The sequence below is a fragment of the Sphingomonas hengshuiensis genome (assembly GCF_000935025.1).
Taxonomy (GTDB): Bacteria; Pseudomonadota; Alphaproteobacteria; order Sphingomonadales; family Sphingomonadaceae; genus Sphingomonas; species Sphingomonas hengshuiensis.
Map to the genome: position 1 here is coordinate 2987908 of NZ_CP010836.1, position 19496 is coordinate 3007403.

The following is a 19496-nucleotide window of genomic DNA, read 5'->3' on the forward strand; positions in this document are numbered from 1 at the left end:
GCGGATCGGCACCACGACGGTCATGATCGCTCGAGGATATAGGCCTGCTCGGTCTGCCGGACCTTGAAGCCGTAGAGCACACCCAGATTCTCGAGCACCACGCCCGGCTGCGAAAGCCGGAACCGACCGGCGACGCGCTTCCGAAGCAACACCGGATCGGTGACGGTGATCGCCCGCCCGGTCCAGCGCTGGAGATGCGGCAGAACCTGCGCAAGCGGCATGTCGGCAACCTGCAGCCAGCCATCGCGCCAGTCCGAAGCCGAAGAACCGACGAACGCCATCGGCGTGGCGATCCTGCCATCGGCCAGCACGGAACGGTGCGCAGCCGGAACCAGCACCGCCGAAGCATCGCCGTCGGTGCCAAACCGCACCAGCCCGCGCTCCACGGCCAGGTCGACGCTGTCGCCGTTGCGCGCGAGATCGAAACGCGTGCCGAGGACCGTCACCCGCCCCTGTCCGGCGGAGACGCGAAACGGACGGCCTTCGTCATGCTCGACGTCGAACAGCGCTTCGCCGGCCTCCAGCGCGACGTCGCGTCGCCCGTCGTCGATCTTCGCACGGATGCGGCTGGCGCCGTTCAGCACCACCCGCGAACCGTCCGCCAGGGTGAAGCTGCGGACTTCCCCTGCCGCAGTCGCAAACTCCTGCGCCGGCGTCATCGCAGAGCGAAGCTGCGGCCAGGAAAACACTGCAACCGCCGCGCACGCAGCGGCGGCCATCCCGATCGCGGCGCGGCGACCGTGCCGTGGCCAGTCGCGTTCCGGTGCCCGTGCCTGTCGCTCGTGCAGCAGCAGGCCCTGGGTGACGGCGTCATCCATGCACGTGGCCCATAACGCGTCGAACGTCGCGCGACGCCCCGGCGCGCCCGCCAGCCAATGGGCGAACGCGGTCGCGTCGACTACGCCGCTCATGTGGCGGGCGACCCACAGCGCCGCTTCCTCGTCTTCCTGATCCTGCAAATAATCCGCCGTCATTGGGTCTGGCGCCCATCCAGCTCCGCCATGCCTCTGTGCAACGCGAGCACGGCGCGGGCCACATGGGTATCGACGGCAGCGGGACTGATCGCCAGAGCCGCACCCACTTCCTTGGCGGACATACCGTGCAGACGCCGCATCATAAAGACCTGGCGGCGCTGCTCCGGCAGCCCGGCCAGGATCTCGGAGACTTGTTGCATCCGCTCACGCTGCAGCAATACCTGTTCCTGCGACGGCGCCTCTGCGGGGATGTCGGTCCCGTCCGGCAGCGCCTCTTCGGCCCTGCGCTTATGGAACCGCGTCTGATCCACGATCAGATTATGGGCGATGGTGCGCAACATGCCCCCCAGATTGGCAACCGTGCCCGAGCGGTACTGGGCCAGCCGCACAAAGCTGTCCTGCACCACGTCCTCGCTGGCCGAATGGTCACCGAGGTGCCGATAGGCGAGGCGATACACCTCGCGGCGGAACAGCCGGTACATCGATTCGTCGAAGTTCAAAGGGCAGCTCCCAGGGTGCTGCGCTGTCGCCTATAGAGACGGCATTACAGCTTCATGGCAGCGTCCCCGCGCAGCGCCCGACCGGCATCGGCACCGATGTGCAAAAGGGGGCGTTCGCGCGCTCTGCGTCTGTTATGCCTCGGCGAAGCGATAGCGATAGGCGTCGCCGTCGCGCAGCACCTGCCCGGCCGACGTGCCACGGAAATGCGCGGGGAAGCACATCGTGTCGCTGTCGGCGACCCGCTCGAGGACTGACTTGCGCACCGCGACCGCCGCGGCGGGATCGTCGTCGAACGCCAGCGGCAGACCGGGCCGCACGAGCTGGATCGGATGATGGATCACGTCGCCCCAGAAGATCGCCTCGGCCCCACCGGCGCGCGCATGGATCGTGCAGCAGCCGGGCGAATGGCCGAAAGCGGGTTCGAGCCAGATGCCGTCGCCGATCTCGAGCAGCGCCGCGGTCGGGCTTTCGACGTCGACAATGTCGGCCAGCCCCGCCTCAACCACCGGCAGCACCGAATCGTCGAATGCCTCGCGGTGCGGCGGCACCATGTCCTGCGCCGCCCAATGCTCATAGTCGCGCTTGCCGAAAATGTAGCGGGCATTGGGAAAGCTCGGCACCCAGCGACCGTTTTCCAGTCGGGTGTTCCAGCCGACATGATCGAAATGGAGATGCGTGCACATCACCATGTCGATGTCCTCGGGCGCCAGTCCGATCGCGGCGAGGTTCGATAGATAGGGCGTATCGAGCATATGCACGCTGGGCACTGAGCGCTGCTTGCAGTTGCCATTGCAGCTGTCGATCAGGACGTTGCGGCCATTCAGCGTTACCACGAAGCTGTGCATGCTGAGCATGAGCGTCGAGCTGGCCGGATCGGCGGTCAGATCGGGATCGTGGTGCCAGCCCGCAAGCCGTGCAAGATCCGCACCTACGATCTGCGGAAAGATCATGGAAAGCGGCATGCCGTCTTCCATTTCCATTACCTTGCGGACACTGAGGCGACCTAGTTGCTGCGTTTGCATAAAATATCCGCTGATATGATTGCCTAACAATCCTTGTTGATGCTTTGCTTGTCAACCGGAGTGCCCCGGTCAGCCAGGATGGTTGCCGAGCATTGCCGCCCGACCTAGCGTGCATCGCTCCCCTTCGGACGGACTGACCCTTGGCAAACCCTCCCCTCTCGCGCGTGAAGACGGCTCCGGCCAAACCGGAGGATCTGGCCTCCCTCGCGGAGGCGAGCCACCAGCAGCGGCTCGATGCCGCGGTGGAGACCCTGGTTGGCGAATGGGCGGGAGTGATCCCCGCGCTCGATCGCGACGTGCGCGCGATCGCCGCGCGGATTGCGCGGATCGACGATCGGCTGCGCAATCGCACGGCTGCAATCCTCAAGGATGCCCGGCTATCGGACAATGAGTTCCGCCTGCTCGCCGGCCTGTTGCGCCGGGGTGGCGCGCATCGCGCGGCGCCGACCGAGCTTGCCGGTCGCTATGTCCCGGTGACCTCGGGCGGCTTCACCGGCCTGGCGCGTCGGCTCGAGCGGCGAGGGCTGATCCGCCGGATCGCGCATCCGAGCGACCAGCGATCGGTGTTGATCGAACTCACCGACGAGGGCCGCGCCTTGGCCGACGAAACGATGCGCCAGGTCGCCGACGTCGAACGCACGCTGATGGGATCGCTATCGTCCGCCGAGCTCCAGCGCGGCAACCGGTTCCTGCGAACGCTGCTCCATTCCATCGAACGAGCGCTCGACTGAGGCTCAGGCCGGGACGCGCTCCTGGACGGGGACGCAGTCGACCGCCACGTCGCCCTTCTCGTCTCGCTGCAGTCGGACGTGCTTGACCCAGGCGGGATCGCTCGCGGGGAAATCGGTGCGCCCGTGGCCGCTGCGGGTCTCCTCGCGCGCGAGCTTGGCGGTCGCCACCAGTTGCGCCGCAAGCGCCAGGTTGCGAACGTCCTCGGCTGCGAACAGGTCGCTCGTCTTGATATTGCTGGCCGCCTCGGCGCGGATCGCCTGCAGCTTCTCGATCGCATCCTCGAGTTGCTCGCGGTTTGAGACGACGCCTGCCTGGCGCCACATGATCGCCTGGATCGTCCCGACCATCTCCATCGGGTCGACATCCCCGCCCGGCGCCGCGAGCCGCTCGCGCTCGGCGGCCACGGCGCTGGAATCGATCACCGCAAAGTCATGGGCGGTGGCGAAGGCGGCAGCGCTGCGCCCGGCGATACCGCCGAAGGTCTGGGTCTCCAGGAATCCGCAGCCCTGCATGCGATCCCCGCCGTGCACCCCACCCGAGGCCTCCCCCGCGGCATAGAGCCCCGCCACCGGCGTGGCGGCGTTCACATCGATCCGCGCGCCGCCCATCAGCCGTTGGAACATCAAGGTGATCGGCACGACCTGCCCGGCTTCATAGGTGCCCACAGGCGCGCGCGAGCGGGCGATCTGCCCTTCCTCGACATGCCAGACGACCGGCCCGCGCCCCTCGAAATTCTCGGTATAGACCGCGCGCGCCATCATGTAGCGCGGCGCGCATTCGAGATTCTCGGGATCATATTTCTCCATGATCCGCTCGCCCAGCGCGTTCATATAGTGCGCGCCGAAGATCGGTCCCGCAGGTGGCGAATCGCGAAACTGGGCGAACTCCATGTCGATCAGCGGCGCGCCGGCATGGAATGCCAGTGCGTAGGAATCGCCCGTGGTGCGGGCATGATGCTCGACCACTTCCTCGCAGAGGATCGAGTAGAGCCGGTTCACCCCGCCCGCCGCGAGCACGATCGACTTTGCGCGGATCACGAAGGCGTTACCTTGCGCATCCACGGCATGCGCCCCCGCGACGCGATCGCCATCCAGCAACAGGCGCGTGACCATTACATATTCTCGCAGCTCGACACCGTCGTCGAGAATCGCCTGGCGCATCGGCAGGATGACATTGGCATGCACGCCCTTGCCATGCCCCTGCGCCATCAGCGTGCGGCGCACCGAATGGCCCGCGCGCTTCGAGAGGAACCAGCTGCCGTCGGCATTGCGGATGAATGCGACGCCGCGCCGCTCCATGTCCTCGGCGATGCCGCGGCCATGTTCGGCGCACTGGGCGACGAGATCGCGGTCGCAGATGCCGCCGCTGGCGTTCGCCCAATCCTCGATGAACAATTCGGGGCTGTCGGCGTCGTCGAGCAAAGGCACGCTGAAGCCGACCAGTGCGTGCGGGCTCGATCCGCTCTGCCCCACTTCGCCCTTGTCCACCAGCATGACGCGGGCGCCTGTGGCAACGGCTTCGAGCGCCGCGCGCGTCGCGGCTGAACCGCCGCCGATCACGAGTATGTCCGTCGATACGTCCTGAGCCAATGCCGGTCTCCCCGATGGCGATCGGCGCGCCGCCATCAGCCCGTCGATGCAAAGACCGCTACCTATGGTTGCGTTTCGCCAGCGTCAATATATCTTAGTGCTAAGGTATATTGAACGGGCAAGGCAAGCAGAATGCGTATATCGCAATGACCCAAATGACCGATGGCAGCATCATCGTCGAACTGGCGCGCTCGGGGCTGACGCTCACGGTGCCGCCGGGCGAATCGATCCTGGATGCGGTGCGCGCCGCGGGGATCGCTGCCACGTCGAACTGCGAACAGGGGACGTGCGGCGCCTGTGAAGTCACCGTGCTCGCCGGCGTTCCGGACCATTTCGACGCGGTGCTCTCGCCAAAGGATCGGGCGGCGGGGAAGACGATGATGATATGCTGCTCGGGCGCGCTGAGCGAGCGCCTCGTCCTCGATCTTTAGGCCCGCGCGCGGCTTGCGCGAAAGAGGGCGTGACACGCCAAATGCGTTTTGATATACAATCGTGACTATCAATTTGCGCCGGGACGCGCTTGCATCGCGGGCCTTCCGCGCCGACAAGATTGGTTCGGATACGGAGTCTGATTTGCTCTCGACCCTCAAAAATGCCTGGTATGCGGCAGCCTATTCGCACGAGATCAGTGACGCCCCGCTGGCGCGGACGCTGATCGAGCAAAAGATCGTGCTGTTCCGCGGCAGCGACGGCACGCTCGGCATGATCGCCAATCGCTGCCCGCACCGTTTCGCCTCGCTTTCCGCCGGACGGCAGATCGACGATACGCTCGAATGTCCCTACCACGGCCTGCGCTTCAATCGGCAGGGTGAATGCGTGTTCAATCCGCATTCGAAGAACCATGGGCCGCTGCGCGCCGCCGATATCCGTTCCTGGCCGATAATGGAGCGGTACGGCATCGTCTGGTTCTGGCCCGGCGACCCCGCACGGGCCGATCCCACGGCGCTACCGACGATCGACTTTCTCGAAAAGCCCGATGAATATGCCGTGGTGCGCGGCATGCTGCATGTCCGCGGCCATTATGAGCTGGTGGTCGACAATCTTCTCGACCTGAGCCACGCCGCCTTCATCCACCCGCAGTTCAGCGGCGGGAACTATACCCCCGAGCAATTGCTCGCCGCAACCAAGCAGAAGCTCGAGCGCCGGGAGCGATCGATCGTCAACCATCGGCTTCGCAGCGGGCTTGGCCCTTCCTCGGCGCATGTCCGGCTTTTCGGCATGGACCCGAACGTACCCGTCAACACCGATACGACGATGACCTGGCACCCGCCGGCGATGCTGGATTTTGCGGTCGGTAGCTGGGAAGTCGACAAGCCCTGGGAGACCGGGGTGCACATCCCGCAGCTCCACTTCATCACCCCCGAAACCGAATTCACCTCGCACTATTTCTTCGTCAACGGCCGCAATCGCCGCCAGGACGAGCCCGAGATCGATCAGGCGATGCTCGACTTCTTCGACCTCGCCTTCGCCCGCCAGGACGAGCCGATGATCGAGATGGTTCAGGCCAATATGGGCGAGATCAGCGACATCAACGAACTTAACCCGATCCTGCTGCCGACCGATGCGGCGCCCGTCTCCGCACGCCGGATGCTCGCCGCGCTGATCGAGTCCGAACACGCCGCAAACGACGCGCCGGTTGCCTCTCTCGAAAAGGTCGTAGCGGCAATGTAACGCGCGTTGACCTCATGGGATTGCTATAATATTGAGTATACAATCGCGACGAAGAAGCGCGGAGAGTTTGGCCGGATGGCCGCCGTGGGAGGTGTCGCGTGATCCGTAGGCTGTTGTTGGCACTGTGCCTGTCCGTCGCTGCAGCGGGGAGCGTTGCCGCCCAGCCTGCCTCGCCGCCACCCGCGCCGGGCGACGAGAGCCATTGGCAGGAAGTCGGCGCGACCGGCTTCGCCACCAAACGCCTCGTCCTCGCCTCGGCATGTGCCGAAGCCTGCCCCTGGGGGGAACTCGGCGAATTCGTCCGCGATGCGATGAAGCCCGCCGGCTATGAGATCATCCTGTGCCGCAACTGCAACCGGACTGAAGGCCCCCGCATCGTCGCCGAGGCGCGTTTCCCGCCGCCGCTTGTCGACGACGACCTGCGCCATGGCACCGTCAAGCGGATCAAGGCGCGGATCGATTTCGGGATCACCGAAGCGTCCATGATGAAATGGGCCTATGAGGGCAAGTTCATCTACGCCAAGGATGGCCCCTACCCCAATCTCCGGCTGATCGCCCGGATCGAGGATCCTACCTATCTGCTTGTCGCGGTAAAGCCGGGGCTGGGCATCACGAGCCTGGCCGAGATCCGCGAGCGCAGGCTGCCCGTCCGCATCCTGACCTGGATGCAGCCCAGCGAAGCGCCGGTGCTCGATTATTACGGGCTGGATCGCGAAAGCCTGAAAAGCTGGGGGGCGTCGATCGTCACGCCCAAGGACGTCACCGCGGAGACCCCGTTCGACGTGATCATCTCGAGCCTCGCCAGCCCTGCCAACAACCCGGAATCATCCTTCTGGACCAAGCTGACCGTCTATCACGATCTGGACTATCTCGAACTCCCCCAGGACCTTCGCGACCAGATGGTCGCCAAGGTCGACATGGTGCACACCGTCGCGCGCTGGGGAGTCCTGCCGGGTGTCGACCGCAACATCGCCAGCGTAGGCCGCTCGGGCGAAGTCGTCTTCGCGCGCGACGATATGCCCGACGACATGGCCTATGCCGCCGCCAAGGCGATCGACGAGAACCGCGGCGAGCTCAAATGGTTTGTCCGCCCCTATTCGATCGATCCCAGGACCGTGGGCGACGGCAAGGGCGTGCCGCTCCATCCGGGCGCCGCACGCTATTATCGCGAGAAGGGATATATCAAGTGATGCACCGGCCCTTGTCGATCGCGTTCATCCTGCCGGCGGCTCTCGCCACCGCGATCGCCTTCTATCTGCTCGCCTTCGCCAATTTCGGCACCTTCATCTTCTTCGGCCTCCCGATCCTGGTGGGCGTAGCGTCTGCGCTCGTGCTTTGGCGCATGGACCCCAGGCGTACCTCCGCCGACCACATCACCGATGCGCTGCGCATCTATTACGGACTACACCTGATCTGGTCGTGCTACCGCTACTGGTTCACCGGTGGCCAGCCCGCGGTACCGCATCCGATCGGCGGCCCGTTCATAGACTCGCTGGTAGCGATGGGAATGTTCCCGGGCATCAAGACGCTGGAGGGACTGATCGGCATACTCCTGCTCGCCAACCGGTTCGTTCCGCTGGCGCTGGTGATGGAAGTGCCGACGAGCTTCACGATCTTCTATCTGAACGTCGTGATCGTCGGCGCGCCACGTCAGCTGCTGACCGGACCGCTGGAACTCGGCGTCAACTGCGCGCTGCTGCTCGCCTATTTCCGTTACTACCAGCCCTTCCTCGTGGCGCGCACCGTCGCCGCGCCCCCCCGGTTTCTGGCGCGCAGCCAGTTGGACGACCCGGCGCCTAGCCGCCCGCAATAATATAATCGCGCAAATATCCCGGCGAACGATCGGGAAATGATCCAGCGGAAGGGAGACGATGCAGAGTTCCGACACGGGCATGAGCCAAGGCGCCGCGCCGGCTTCGCGCGACCTGACCGACCTGATCGACCTATCGCCATGGAGCGGCTTCCAGAAAGCGATGCTGGCATGTTTCGCGCTGGTTTTCGCGGTCGACGGGCTCGCCAACCAGTCGCTTGGCATCGCGCTTCCTGCTTTGATCGCGGACTGGAGCACGTCGCGCGCGACCTTCGCGCCGGTGGCGGCGGCGAACCTTGCCGGTGTCGCCTTCGGCTCGATCCTGGGCGGTCTGCTGGGGGATCGGATCGGACGGCGCTGGGCGCTGATCGGCGCAGTGCTCCTCTTCGGGCTGATGACCGCAGCGTGCGCGCTGGTGCAGGACCCCACCCAGTTGATGGCCGTCCGCTTCATCGACGGCATCGGCATCGGCGCAGCCATTCCCAATGGCGCGGCGCTGATCTCCGAATTTACGCCCAGCCGGCGGCGCGGTCGCGCCATCGCGATCGGCATGGTCTTCATCCCGATCGGCGGCATCATCGCCGGGGGACTTGGGGCTTCGGTCTTGGAGGCGCTCGGCTGGCGGGCGATGTTCCTGGTTGCGGGATCGCTTCCGATCGCGCTGGCCGCGCTATTCCTGTTCGTACTCCCTGAATCGCCAAGCTTCCTGCAGCGCGCCGGCAAGCATGACGAACTGGCGCGGCTGCTGGAGAAATGCCGGATCCGGCTCGAACCGAGCCAGCATTTCACGGCGCCGCGGGCGGCGAAGGGGATGATGGCGCCGCTTGGGCTTTTGCTGTCGGCCGACCTTCGGCACCGCACGCTGCTGTTGTGGGGCGGATTCTTCACCTGCCTCATGGCGTCCTACACGATCTTCAGCTGGGTCCCGACGATGCTCCATATGCTGGGGTTCGACCTGACCATGACCAGCCTTGGGATCACGGCGTTCCACGGCGGCGGCGTCATCGGCGCCTTGCTGAGCGGCATCGTGCTGGATCGCAAGGGATTCAGCACCACGCATATGGCACTTGCCGGCGGCGCTGCCGTGATCGCAGCAATCCTCGCCGGATTGCTGAGTCTCGACATTGTCGCGGTACTCGTCATCCTGCCGATGATGCTAATACTCGGCTTCTGCATCGCCGGGCTGCACAACACGCTCTACACGCTGGCCGCCAACATCTACCCGACCGAAGCGCGCGCTACCGGCGTTGGTATAGCTTCGGCTACCGGCCGGCTCGGCGCAGTGCTGAGTTCGTTCACCGGCGTGATCTCGCTCGATCTGGGCGGGCCGCTGGCCTTTTTCGGCGTGGTCGCGGTGTTGCTGGCGCTGTGTGGCCTGTCGGGTGTCGCGGCCCGCGCCGGAGAACGCCGCAAAACCCTGGCGCATACATCCGCTGTTCCGTCGCATGCCGCCACCGGGAGCTGAAGCCATGACCCTTACCCACCACCTCCGCACGGCGGGCGCATCGCTGATCGCGCTTGCCCTGCTCGCGTCCCCTGCGCTCGCGCAATCCCAGCCGACGGTACAGACTGAACAGGGCAAGATCCGCGGCACCGCGGCGGACGGGGTCAAGCGCTTCTACGGTATTCCGTTCGCGACCGCTCCGGTTGGCGATCTGCGCTGGAAGGCGCCGATCGCAGCGCCCAGGTGGCAGCGCGAGCGCAGTGCCACTGCGTTCGGGCCCGCATGTTTCCAGGCATCGCCGCCCGATAGGCCCGCCATGCCAATGAGCGAGGACTGCCTGACGCTCAACGTCTGGGCGCCGGCGGAGGCCAAGGAACCGCTCCCGGTGATGGTCTGGATCCATGGCGGCGGCTATCTGGCCGGTGCGAACAGCGAACCGCAATTCGAAGGCAGCAATTTCGCGCGCCGCGGGGTCGTCCTCGTCACGATCAACTATCGCCTCGGCCCGCTCGGCTTCCTTGCCCATCCGGAACTGACCGAAGAGGCGTCGTACGGGGCATCGGGCAATTATGGCATCCTCGATCAGATCGCGGCGCTGAAATGGGTCCAGGCCAATATTGCGGCCTTCGGCGGCAATCCGGGCAATGTGACGATTTTCGGCGAAAGCGCCGGTGCAGGCGCGGTTAACATCCTCCAGGCGTCGCCGCTCGCACGCGGCCTGTTCCATAAGGTCATCGGCGAGAGCACGTCGCAATTCGATCCCGACGGGGGGCTGGTAGGTCGCAAGGACATGCGCCAGGCCGAAGCGTATGGGAAAGCATTTGGTGAGAAACTGGGCGCGCCTTCGCTGGCCGCGCTCCGCGCGCTGTCGCCAGAGCAGATCTATTCGCAATTCACTTTCTTCTGGCCCACCGAGCTCGACGGCTATGTCCTGCCCGACCTGGTCTATCATGTCTTCGCGCAGGGAAAGCAGAACGACGTTCCTACGCTGGTCGGCTCCAATTCCGACGAGGGCGGCACGATCAAAGTGCCCTGGGTAAAGCGCGACGATACGAATGCGGCGACCTATGACAGGCTTTACGGCGGGCTGAGCGATCCGCTCCGCCAGTCCTCGACCGACGCCGTCCAATGGCAGATGCGCGTCTGGGCGCAGTTGCAGGCACGGACGGGCAAGCAGAAATCATGGCTCTACTGGTTCGATCAACCCTGGCCCGGTCGCAAGGCCGACGGCGCGTTCCACGGCAACGAGATCGTCTACGTGTTCGGCACGCTGAATGCCGAGCAGCAGCCATGGGCCGATGAGGATCGGACGCTCTCGAACCTGATGACCGATTATTGGGTGAGCTTCGCGCGCGACGGCGACCCCAATGGCGCAGGGCTGCCGCAATGGCCGAACTACGATCCGGCCGCGCCACGTCTGATGCGGCTCGCACCCCGGCCCGGGGTGATCCCCACCCCTCGCGCCGAGGCCCAGGCCTTTCTCGACGCCTATTTCGAGGCCCGGCGCTAAAGTCCGCGATCGGCCAGCCAGCCGGCGATCAGTTCGGCGATCGCGTCGTTGTTGGTCTCGGTTGGAAAGCCATGGGTATTGCCGCTGATGCCGCGGTCGTCGAGCAACACCTCGTCTGCCGGAACGCCGGCCCATTTGAGGAACGCGGCGGTGCAATGGTCGTAGGCGGCGTGATAGGAAGCGCCTCCGGTCAGCACTATCACCGGGATCTTCGCGATGTTGACCAGCGTGCGCCGCGGGCCGGCGGGCAACCAGCAATCGGATCGGTCGGCGCGGCCGGAAGGCACGCTGCGGAGCGCACCGAAATCCTCCGTCTTCTCCACGGGGGGCGTGAACCGGAGCGGAGCATAGGTCAGGCCGAAGGGCCGCGCGACCGGGTCTCCAGGCGCGCCGAGCGGGGGCGTGTTGTAGAAGGGCGGGCCATTCGGCTCTGCCGCAACGATCGCCTTGACCAAGCCCGGGCGCGCATCGGCAATCTGCCAGCCGGTCGTCCCCGCGCGCGAATGGGTCACCAGAATCGCGGGGCCGATGCGGTCGAGCAGGGCGGCGCCGGCCTCGCGGTCTATTGTGTCGACATAGGTGCTTAGCGCGACCGGATCGCGCGGTGCACCGAACGGCACTTCGATCGTCGAATGCCGGCCCCGCGCATTCTGTTCATAAGCAGGATCGCCCGCGCGGTTGACCCCGGGAAAGCGCGTGGCGGGCTTGGGCTTGGGTGGCGCCGCGATGGGGCCCCGGTCCGGCAACCGGCTTGGGGGCATCAGCTTGGGTCCGTCGACCGGTTCGTAATGCGGCGAACGGCCCAGTGTCGGCCGGTCGACGACATAGACTGCATAGCCCATGCGCAGGAACAGAGTCGCCCATCCCTCGCGGCCATCGGGCGTGCTCCAGAAGCTCGCGCCGGTGGATGCGCCGCCGTGGAAGAAGATCAGCGGATAGGGATGCGTCTGCTTCGCCGGGATCTGATATTCGACATACATGGCATCGGCGACCACCATCCCGGTCGGTAGCGGGACCTCCCGGCCCCCGGCGTAGAAATTGCCCTGGCGCGCGATCACGAGCGGGGGCTTGGCCTCTTGCGCGAAGGCTGCAGGCAAGCCAGCCGCACACAGTGCAGCGGCGATCCCGGCGAGGCGGAATGATGCACGGGGGGCCATTGGTTACTCCAAAAAGGCGCAATCAGCGCCGCAATGCCAAGCTGAGATAGGTGATCGCAATCGCCGCGGCGAACCCGGCGATCGCCGCCAGAGCATGGCTCGGCACGGGCAGCCTTGCGTTGGCATGCACGGCAAGCATCGGACGATACCGCTCCAAATAGCCGAGCGACATGATTGCATTGAGCGCAATGATGATCACCGCCACGCCGACGCCGAAAGGCTTCCCATGTGATGCAGTGACGAAGGCGATCATCAGCGTGATCGGCCATGCCGCGACCACAGCCAGCGCGGCAAAGCGATTGGCGAGCAGCGCGACGCCGATCCCAACCTCAAGCGCCTTGACGACAGCCATCAGCCCGGCTGCGGCGATGGCGGGCACCAGGCCCGGCCCCGGCTGAATCGAACGATCGGGATAGAACTCAAACCAATAGTTCAGGCCGTGGAACAGGAACCAGCCGCCGTAGAGGAACTGGCACCCGTAAGCGAACCCGGTGAACGCCCGTAGGCGCTCACCGGTCTTCCCGTTTTCCGGAGGGGGCATGTCAGTCGATCAGAACTTTTTCGATAGCTGCAGCGACACGAACCGTCCCAGCGAACTCGAATAGGACGAGTCGAAGCGGATCGGTCGGTCGCCGGCGTTCACCACCAGGGGGGGATCCTTGTCGAACAGGTTCAAAGCACTGAGCGAAATCCCCAACCCCTTGGTGAGCCAGCCGCTTTCACCTTCAAAGCGATAGCTCAGCGTAAGGTCGACCGTGGTGTTCGCGGCGATGTTCATATATTTGTCGGGCACCGCCGCGGGCAGATAGTCTCGGGTTATGGTGCGCTTGTTGACATAGTTGATGAACGCAGTGGCCGAGAAGCCGCCCTTGTCGATCCCCAGTTCGATCCTGCCAGAGAAGCGCGCGGGAAAGCCGAAGTTGTTCACCTGGTTGCGCGAAGGCGCAGCCGGAACCGGGGACGTGTTGTAGCTGAACACATAGTTCCCCATCGCCCCGAACCGATAGTTCGCCCAGCCGGTTTCCGCGAGATAGTTGATCGAAAGGTCAAGGCCGTCGGTCCGCACAACGCCGCTATTGTTTCGACGCGCATCGACGATCGCGATCACGGTGGTGGGATCGACGACGCCCAGCACCGGCAGCTGCGGATCCGCCGTCAAGGTGTTCCAATACGCAACGTACTGGGCGAGTGTCATTGTCGATTTCGTCGGGAAGTAGACCGGGTTGAAGACGATGAAATCGTCGTAAAAGCCCGAATTGAGCACGGCGCCGATCGGCGCGTTATACGCCGCGACGTCCACCTTATCCTCGTAGAGGATGTTGTAATAGGTAAGCGAGAAATTGAGACCGGGGACCAGCTTCGAATCGGTCTCGATGCCGAGCGACCAGGTGGTCGCCTTTTCGGGCTTCAGGTCGGGATTGCCGCCGATCGGATAGACATAGGTGAACGTGCCGTTGGCCGGGCTCAGCCCGACCGCTGAGCCGCTGTTCACCCGCGGCAGGAAGCCTGCGGTCGCATATTTATTGGCATCGACAAGGGTCGGTGCCCGGAACGAGGTACCATAGCTGCCCCGGAAACGCAGCCCCGGAACCGGCGAGTAATTGACGCCGAACTTGGGATTGGTGGTATCGCCAACGTCGCTATAATGGTCGTAGCGCACCGCTGCGCTGAACTCGAGCTGGTGGAGCCCGGCCACTGCGTTCGACGCGCCGAACAGCGGCACGAACAGCTCGGCATAGGCCGACTTTACTTCACGGCTGCTGCCGACGGGGATACCCGAAAAGACGCCCACATTGGCCGTACGCGTGTTCGAATATTGTCCGTTTCCGAACAGATAGTCATGATGGTATTCGCCGCCCACCGCGGCGCGGACGTCGCCGCCTCCGAGCGAGAAGAGGCTTCCGCCGATGTTGGCGGTCCCACCATAAAGTTCGAATTTCGAAATGGTTTGCGTGGTGGCGCGGAACTGCGCGAGCGTAGCCTCGGAATTGCAGTCGTGGCTGTTCCCGTCACAGAAGGGATTGAAGAAGGCGACGTCGGTCGGCTTGGCGACGCCTGCCACGGTGGTGCCGAGCACCCGGTTGAGGCCGTTGGTGTTGATCTGGTTGGTAACGCGGCTTTCGCCATAATTCTTGCTGTAATAGCCCGTGACATTGGCATTCCACGAACTGCCGAGATCCGCGTCAAACCCTCCCGCCAGCGACCATAACGCTTCCGATCCGGTGTTGATCGTCGGCCCCAGATCGTTGAGGAAATTGTAGGTTACCGTCACCGTCCCGTTCGTCGGGCAATCGAGCGTCGCGCTATCGTCCACGGCGGCAGGATTGCACGGACTGAACGGGTTGTTGCTGGGAACCGACAGCGTGGCATTCTGCGCCTGATCGCGGAAGACGTAGGAGCGTTTCGAGTAAAAGCCGTCAAGGTTGAAGGTGATGCTGTCGCCCAAAGCCTGGCGGAATGTAGCCGTTACCGAATGCCGCTCGCCGCTCGGCGCGGCATCGCTGCCGAGCCACTGGCTCTGCCGGTTCACCCCCGTCGTCAGATCGCCGAGCGTGACGCCCACGCCATTCTGACCGGCCGGGATTCCATAGGCGGTCCCGCCGCTGCTAAGCTGGACGTTGCCCGGATTGGAGAAGGTCGGATTAAGACCGCCGCCAAAGGGCGACAGGTCGCTATTATACAAATCGGGGCGGTCCCCTGCCTCAAGCGCGGTGCGCTTTTGATATTCATAGGCCACGAAAAAGCCGCCGCTCCCCCACGAACGTCCGAGGGCCGCCGAACCGATATACTCCTCCACCGAATCGGCAATGCCGACGCGCGCCTGCACCTCCAGGATATTGGCCGGGCGCCGCAGGATATAGTTGACCACGCCGCCAACGGCATCCGAACCATAGATCGCTGAGCCGCCGTCGGCGACGACTTCGATGCGCTCGAGCGCGATGCCGGGAATATTGTCAGCATCGAACAGTTGACCATTGGCACCCTGGGGGGCGACCCGGTGGTTGTTGACGAGGCTCAGCGTCGCTGCGGTACCCAGACCGCGTAGATTGACCGACTTCGCGAAAAAGGAGTTGAGCGACGTGTTCTGGATCTGCGAGCCGCCAGCCTGATCGTTCGAGCCGCCGAAATTCACGACCTGCGGCAGTTTGCGCAGCGCATCGTTGGTGGTGCTGACACCCAGCCGCTGGATGTCATCGCGGGTGATGGGAATGACCGCCGAGCCGACCGGCGCGACACCCTCGATCCGGGTGCCGGTCACGATGATCGCCTCTTCCTGGCTCATGTCCGTGGATTGATCTGCCTGCGGCCCGCTCGCGCCGCTGTCCTGTGCGTGCGCGGCACCGCCGTGCAGCATGCACATAACGAGCAAAGATGCAGATACCATCTTCGATGCGCGCGTGCCGATCGAATGTTTCGCTTTCATTATCATTCTCCCTCCCAGTCCCCAGTCTTTCGCCAGGCTGCATCTGAAGCTTGATCACCGAGACGATGATGCCAGATTGCAATATGATTTTGTATATTATTTAAGATACCGTCGTCAATTGGGACCTTGGGGCGCACTCGAAATGCCGTTCGCGCGACGATTCAGCCTGATCAGATGGTGGGGAGCAACCCGCGCCTGCCCCGCCAGCATCGGGCGATAGTGCTCAAAATACAGAAGCATAAGGGCGACGTTGACGCCCAGTTCCGGGGGACCGGTCAGGATGCCGCTCAGCCGCGCGGTGACGAAGGTATTGAGATAGAAGATCGTCACGGCGGTCGGAATTTCGACCACAAGTGCCAGTGGCACGAAACGATTTACGAGTAGCAGAACGCCGACAAAGCCCTCGATCGTCTTGATCGCCGGGAAAGCGTGCATTGCGACCAGCGACTCGACGAACGGACCACCGACAGGATGATTGATGGCGGGCTGCAGGTCCGACATCCAGTAACGAAGGCACGACCATAACAGGTGTCCGCCCATATAGACGCGCAGCAGGTCGGCGGTCTGCTCGGCGGTGGAGTATCCGGGGTGACGTCGAGTGTTCCAGAATGCTGCCGCCACGCCCGCGATCATCGGCAAGCCGAAGAAGAGAAATGAGTCGAAGCTCAAAAGGTTGAAGGTCAGACCGGCCGCGATGATCGCTCCGCCAATGACGGTTTTCACAGTGGCACCCATCACCTTCTCCCCTTGACCTTCGGTACAGTCATTGGCGCAGGCGGATTGTTGAGATCGCATCCGACGATCTTCGCGCCTTCGCGCGCGAAGGCGCGCGCTGCGGCGCGGCCCTGCCCCCCGGCGGTACCGGTGATCAGTGCGATCTTGCCCGCAAGTCTTGCCATCGATCCTCCCCGACCGGAGGCACGTCAACCGCCGCCTGGCTAAGCCAATCTGCTGAGCCCGACCATGCGAGTCAAGGAATGATATACTAGATTGGCTAACGATACCGGCTACTGCGGCAAAAGCCGATCGAGCGGCATCCGGACATAGGAGATCTGGCCGACTTTGCCGGATCGCCAGTCGGTCCATGCGCCATGCGCGGTCCCGCCCCCTGCGCCAACCGCACTGATGAAATCGCCGCGGACCGAATAGTCTTTGAGGTAGATTTCGGGCTCGAGCGAAGCCTGAGTCGATACCTGCACCGCCGCGCCGAACCTGCCGTCCTCACGGGCAGCGGCCATGAAGACGTGGTAGCTCCTGTCGGCCCGATAGCCGCGCCATAGCAGCACCAGCGTGCCGTCCTCGGCGTAGGCAATGGCCGGGCGCGAGGCACGCACCACGCCTGGCGGTGCGGCGGGCATGGTGGCCAGGCGCCAGTGCGCGCCGCCGTCGGCGGAGAGCCGCACGATCGGGGTTCCGCTCTCTTTCGTGACGTTCGCCAGCGCATAGGTGCCGTCCCTCAACGGGTGCGCCGCGATCGGGGGATAATGGACGAGCCGATCAAAGCCGTCGGCTTCGGCAACGAGGTGGCGCGTGAAAGTCTCGCCGCCGTCATCGCTCGTCGCGAAGACAATGCAAAGGCATCTGGCCGCGGCGACGGGCACGGCATCGGCCAGATAGCTCACCGCGAGTTTACCGTGGGCGGAGACCATCGTGCCGTCCCAGCGCTGAGGCCAGCCTGCGCCGCCCCATGCGCGGATCGGCCCCCAGCTGGTGCCGCCGTCCGAAGATACGGTAAAGAAGCGCTGCGAGTGCGACTTCTCGCCCGGGGGTGCGGGAAAGCCACCCGAGACGGTGATAGCGCCGGTACGCGAATCGATCACGCCGCGCCCGCCGTCCCATGGCACCTTGGTCGCCTCGACCGGGATCGCAGGGTCGAGGACGAAGCGCTCGCCATGGTCGCTCGCGATCAGTCCCTGCGTCGGTTTCCAGTTCCTGCCCCAGTCGAGCGAGATTCGCATCCCGACCTTGCCATAGGGATGGCTGCCCTCGGGGGCGCCCTGCGGCAGGACGCCTGCCAGCGTCGCGCCGATCATCAGTTCGCCTTTGGGGCCGATATCGACATAAGGCGAATTGCAGACCGGGGTTTCGGGCGAACTCCAGTCGAGTTGCTGGTGGGTGAAACTCCGACCGCCGTCGATCGACAGCGAGAGATGGCATATCAGCGAACGCTGCGTGTCCTGGTTCGCATCGGCCATAGAGATGTGACGCCAGACGATCGCCACGCGGTTCGGGTTGCGAATGTCGACTGCGATTTCGGGCACCGCCGCGGAGAAGGCCGGATCCTCGCCACTCAGCATAATGTTGGTGAGCGGCAACGCCCGTTCCGCCGGGCGCGACACGCAGGAAGGCAGCGCGAGCGTGGCAACTCCGATTGTCAGGGCTTGTCCTAGTCCGGCCTTCCGCATCATCCCTCTCCCATCATAGGCGGAGACGCTTCGCAGCAATCGATTGTATTTACAATTGCCTAAACATATACATGAGGCAACGCCATTCTCGCGCTGCGAGGAGGGACAGCGAGAGGATCAAAACGATGACGTCAAACCGCCGGGACGGCCGCACCACGCTCGCGGGGGCAGCATTTGCCGCAGCACTCACGATGGTTTCCACCACGGCCTTCGCGCAGGCGGCGAGCGATCCGCCGGCACCGGCCGTTGTGATCGAGGACGATGGCACGGTGCGCGTGCCCCCGATCTCGGTCCCGGTCTCTCGCTTCCTGACGCCGCAGGGCAAGGCCTATCTGACCCGGCATCTCCAGAACATGCAGGATCCCCGGTCCAAGATGCTGCCCGACGACGGTGTCCCGTTCTTCCTCAAACCCTATCTGGAGTCGGCCAGGGCACAGTTTGCGCTGGATCGCGCCGATATCGTCATCGCAGGCGTCAAGGGCCTTTCCTTCACGCCCAAGGGCGGCATCGCGTCCGGCAAGCGGGACAAGATCCTGATCAACCTGCACGGCGGCGGCTTCATGATGTGCTATCCCGCCTGCGGCGAGATGGAGTCGATGCCGATCGCCGCGCTGGGCGGCTATAAGGTGATCACGATTGATTATCGGCAGTCGCCGCAGCATCGCTTCCCGGCGGCAAGCGAAGATGTCGCGGCGGTCTATCGCGAGCTGCTCAAGACCTACAAGCCCGAGAATGTCGGCATTTATGGCTGTTCGGCGGGCGGGATGCTCGTGGGGATGGCGCTTGCCTGGTTTGACAAGGAAAAGCTCCCAATGCCCGGCGGGGCAGGCATTTTTTGCGCGGGGCTGACGCTGTCCGACGGTGCGGGGTTCGGCGGCGACGCCGATTTCGTCGTCGCGCCGATCGGCGAGGCCAACCTTCCCGCCGAACCGCCCCCGCCCTTGGGCAAGGGCCTGCCGCCGCTTCCCTATTTCGCAGGAGTCGACATCACCAACCCTCTGGCGGCGCCGGCCAACTCGCCTGCGCTGCTGGCGAAGTTCCCACCGACCCTGTTCATCACCGGCACGCGCGCATTCGAGCTGAGCTCGGCGGTCTATTCGCACGGGCAGCTGGTGAAGGCCGGCGCGAAATCGGATCTTCATGTCTGGGACGGGCTATTCCACGGCTTCTTCATGAACCCCGACGTCCCCGAATCGCGCGACGCGTTCAAGGTGATCGTCAACTTCTTCGACGCAAACCTGGGCGCCGCCAGGTAGC

The 19496-nt window shown here is 64.5% G+C and carries 18 protein-coding genes; 8 read left to right on the forward strand and 10 right to left on the reverse strand.

Features of this window, described 5'->3' with window-relative positions:
* Positions 1 to 20 precede the first annotated feature (20 nt).
* From TS85_RS13155 to TS85_RS13165, 3 genes are all read right to left on the reverse strand, one after another.
* Positions 21 to 974 (reverse strand): FecR family protein, encoded by a 954-nt coding sequence (locus tag TS85_RS13155; RefSeq protein ID WP_044332742.1) that lies wholly within the window; start codon positions 972 to 974, stop codon positions 21 to 23.
* Positions 971 to 1474, reverse strand: a complete 504-nt coding sequence (locus tag TS85_RS13160; RefSeq protein WP_155006412.1) for an RNA polymerase sigma factor — start codon at positions 1472 to 1474, stop codon at positions 971 to 973. Before TS85_RS13160 ends, TS85_RS13155 begins: the two co-directional genes overlap by 4 nt.
* Positions 1475 to 1606: 132 nt before the next feature.
* The gene (locus TS85_RS13165) at positions 1607 to 2437 is read right to left on the reverse strand and encodes an MBL fold metallo-hydrolase (protein WP_227698478.1); all 831 of its coding nucleotides are present in this window, start codon (positions 2435 to 2437) and stop codon (positions 1607 to 1609) included.
* Between the two features lie 224 nt (positions 2438 to 2661).
* On the opposite strand from TS85_RS13165, the gene TS85_RS24170 reads away from it, so the two are divergent.
* Positions 2662 to 3228 carry a MarR family winged helix-turn-helix transcriptional regulator gene (locus TS85_RS24170; RefSeq protein WP_052507913.1) on the forward strand — a complete coding sequence of 189 codons (567 nt, stop codon included), beginning with the start codon at positions 2662 to 2664 and terminating at the stop codon, positions 3226 to 3228.
* Positions 3229 to 3231: 3 nt separating this feature from the next.
* Here the strand turns inward: TS85_RS24170 and TS85_RS13175 are convergent, their stop codons facing one another.
* Positions 3232 to 4818 (reverse strand): FAD-binding protein, encoded by a 1587-nt coding sequence (locus tag TS85_RS13175; protein WP_162184720.1) that lies wholly within the window; start codon positions 4816 to 4818, stop codon positions 3232 to 3234.
* Between the two features lie 155 nt (positions 4819 to 4973).
* On the opposite strand from TS85_RS13175, the gene TS85_RS13180 reads away from it, so the two are divergent.
* The 6 genes from TS85_RS13180 (at position 4974) to TS85_RS13210 (ending at position 11253) form a co-directional block, all read left to right on the forward strand.
* Positions 4974 to 5249, forward strand: a complete 276-nt coding sequence (locus tag TS85_RS13180; protein ID WP_227698479.1) for a 2Fe-2S iron-sulfur cluster-binding protein — start codon at positions 4974 to 4976, stop codon at positions 5247 to 5249.
* A 142-nt stretch (positions 5250 to 5391) separates the two neighbouring features.
* Positions 5392 to 6489 (forward strand): aromatic ring-hydroxylating dioxygenase subunit alpha, encoded by a 1098-nt coding sequence (locus tag TS85_RS13185; protein ID WP_044336256.1) that lies wholly within the window; start codon positions 5392 to 5394, stop codon positions 6487 to 6489.
* A 98-nt stretch (positions 6490 to 6587) separates the two neighbouring features.
* A complete protein-coding gene (locus TS85_RS13190; RefSeq protein ID WP_155006413.1) occupies positions 6588 to 7679 on the forward strand; it encodes a TAXI family TRAP transporter solute-binding subunit in 1092 nt (363 codons plus the stop codon).
* Positions 7679 to 8302 carry a hypothetical protein gene (locus tag TS85_RS24175; RefSeq protein ID WP_052507915.1) on the forward strand — a complete coding sequence of 208 codons (624 nt, stop codon included), beginning with the start codon at positions 7679 to 7681 and terminating at the stop codon, positions 8300 to 8302. Before TS85_RS13190 ends, TS85_RS24175 begins: the two co-directional genes overlap by 1 nt.
* 58 nt (positions 8303 to 8360) lie before the next feature.
* Positions 8361 to 9764 (forward strand): MFS transporter, encoded by a 1404-nt coding sequence (locus tag TS85_RS24180; RefSeq protein ID WP_052507916.1) that lies wholly within the window; start codon positions 8361 to 8363, stop codon positions 9762 to 9764.
* Between the two features lie 4 nt (positions 9765 to 9768).
* Complete coding sequence (locus TS85_RS13210) at positions 9769 to 11253, forward strand: carboxylesterase/lipase family protein (protein ID WP_044332761.1); 1485 nt, start codon at positions 9769 to 9771, stop codon at positions 11251 to 11253.
* On the opposite strand, the gene TS85_RS13215 is transcribed toward TS85_RS13210, so the two are convergent.
* The 6 genes from TS85_RS13215 to TS85_RS13235 all read right to left on the reverse strand — a co-directional run bounded on the left by TS85_RS13215 (position 11250) and on the right by TS85_RS13235 (position 18131).
* Positions 11250 to 12311: an alpha/beta hydrolase family protein gene (locus TS85_RS13215; protein WP_044336258.1), complete on the reverse strand. Its 1062-nt coding sequence runs from the start codon at positions 12309 to 12311 to the stop codon at positions 11250 to 11252. The genes TS85_RS13210 and TS85_RS13215 overlap by 4 nt on opposite strands.
* A gap of 121 nt (positions 12312 to 12432) precedes the next feature.
* A complete protein-coding gene (locus TS85_RS13220; RefSeq protein WP_044332763.1) occupies positions 12433 to 12951 on the reverse strand; it encodes a hypothetical protein in 519 nt (172 codons plus the stop codon).
* Between the two features lie 9 nt (positions 12952 to 12960).
* Positions 12961 to 15834, reverse strand: a complete 2874-nt coding sequence (locus TS85_RS13225; protein WP_044332766.1) for a TonB-dependent receptor plug domain-containing protein — start codon at positions 15832 to 15834, stop codon at positions 12961 to 12963.
* 114 nt (positions 15835 to 15948) lie between these two features.
* Positions 15949 to 16569, reverse strand: a complete 621-nt coding sequence (locus tag TS85_RS24185; RefSeq protein ID WP_052507918.1) for a hypothetical protein — start codon at positions 16567 to 16569, stop codon at positions 15949 to 15951.
* The gene (locus tag TS85_RS25450) at positions 16569 to 16733 is read right to left on the reverse strand and encodes an SDR family NAD(P)-dependent oxidoreductase (protein ID WP_227698480.1); all 165 of its coding nucleotides are present in this window, start codon (positions 16731 to 16733) and stop codon (positions 16569 to 16571) included. Before TS85_RS25450 ends, TS85_RS24185 begins: the two co-directional genes overlap by 1 nt.
* A 108-nt stretch (positions 16734 to 16841) precedes the next feature.
* Positions 16842 to 18131: a sialidase family protein gene (locus TS85_RS13235; protein WP_044332768.1), complete on the reverse strand. Its 1290-nt coding sequence runs from the start codon at positions 18129 to 18131 to the stop codon at positions 16842 to 16844.
* A 233-nt stretch (positions 18132 to 18364) separates the two neighbouring features.
* Between TS85_RS13235 and TS85_RS13240 the strand changes: the two genes are divergently transcribed.
* Positions 18365 to 19495 (forward strand): alpha/beta hydrolase, encoded by a 1131-nt coding sequence (locus tag TS85_RS13240; RefSeq protein ID WP_044332771.1) that lies wholly within the window; start codon positions 18365 to 18367, stop codon positions 19493 to 19495.
* Position 19496 lies beyond the last annotated feature (1 nt).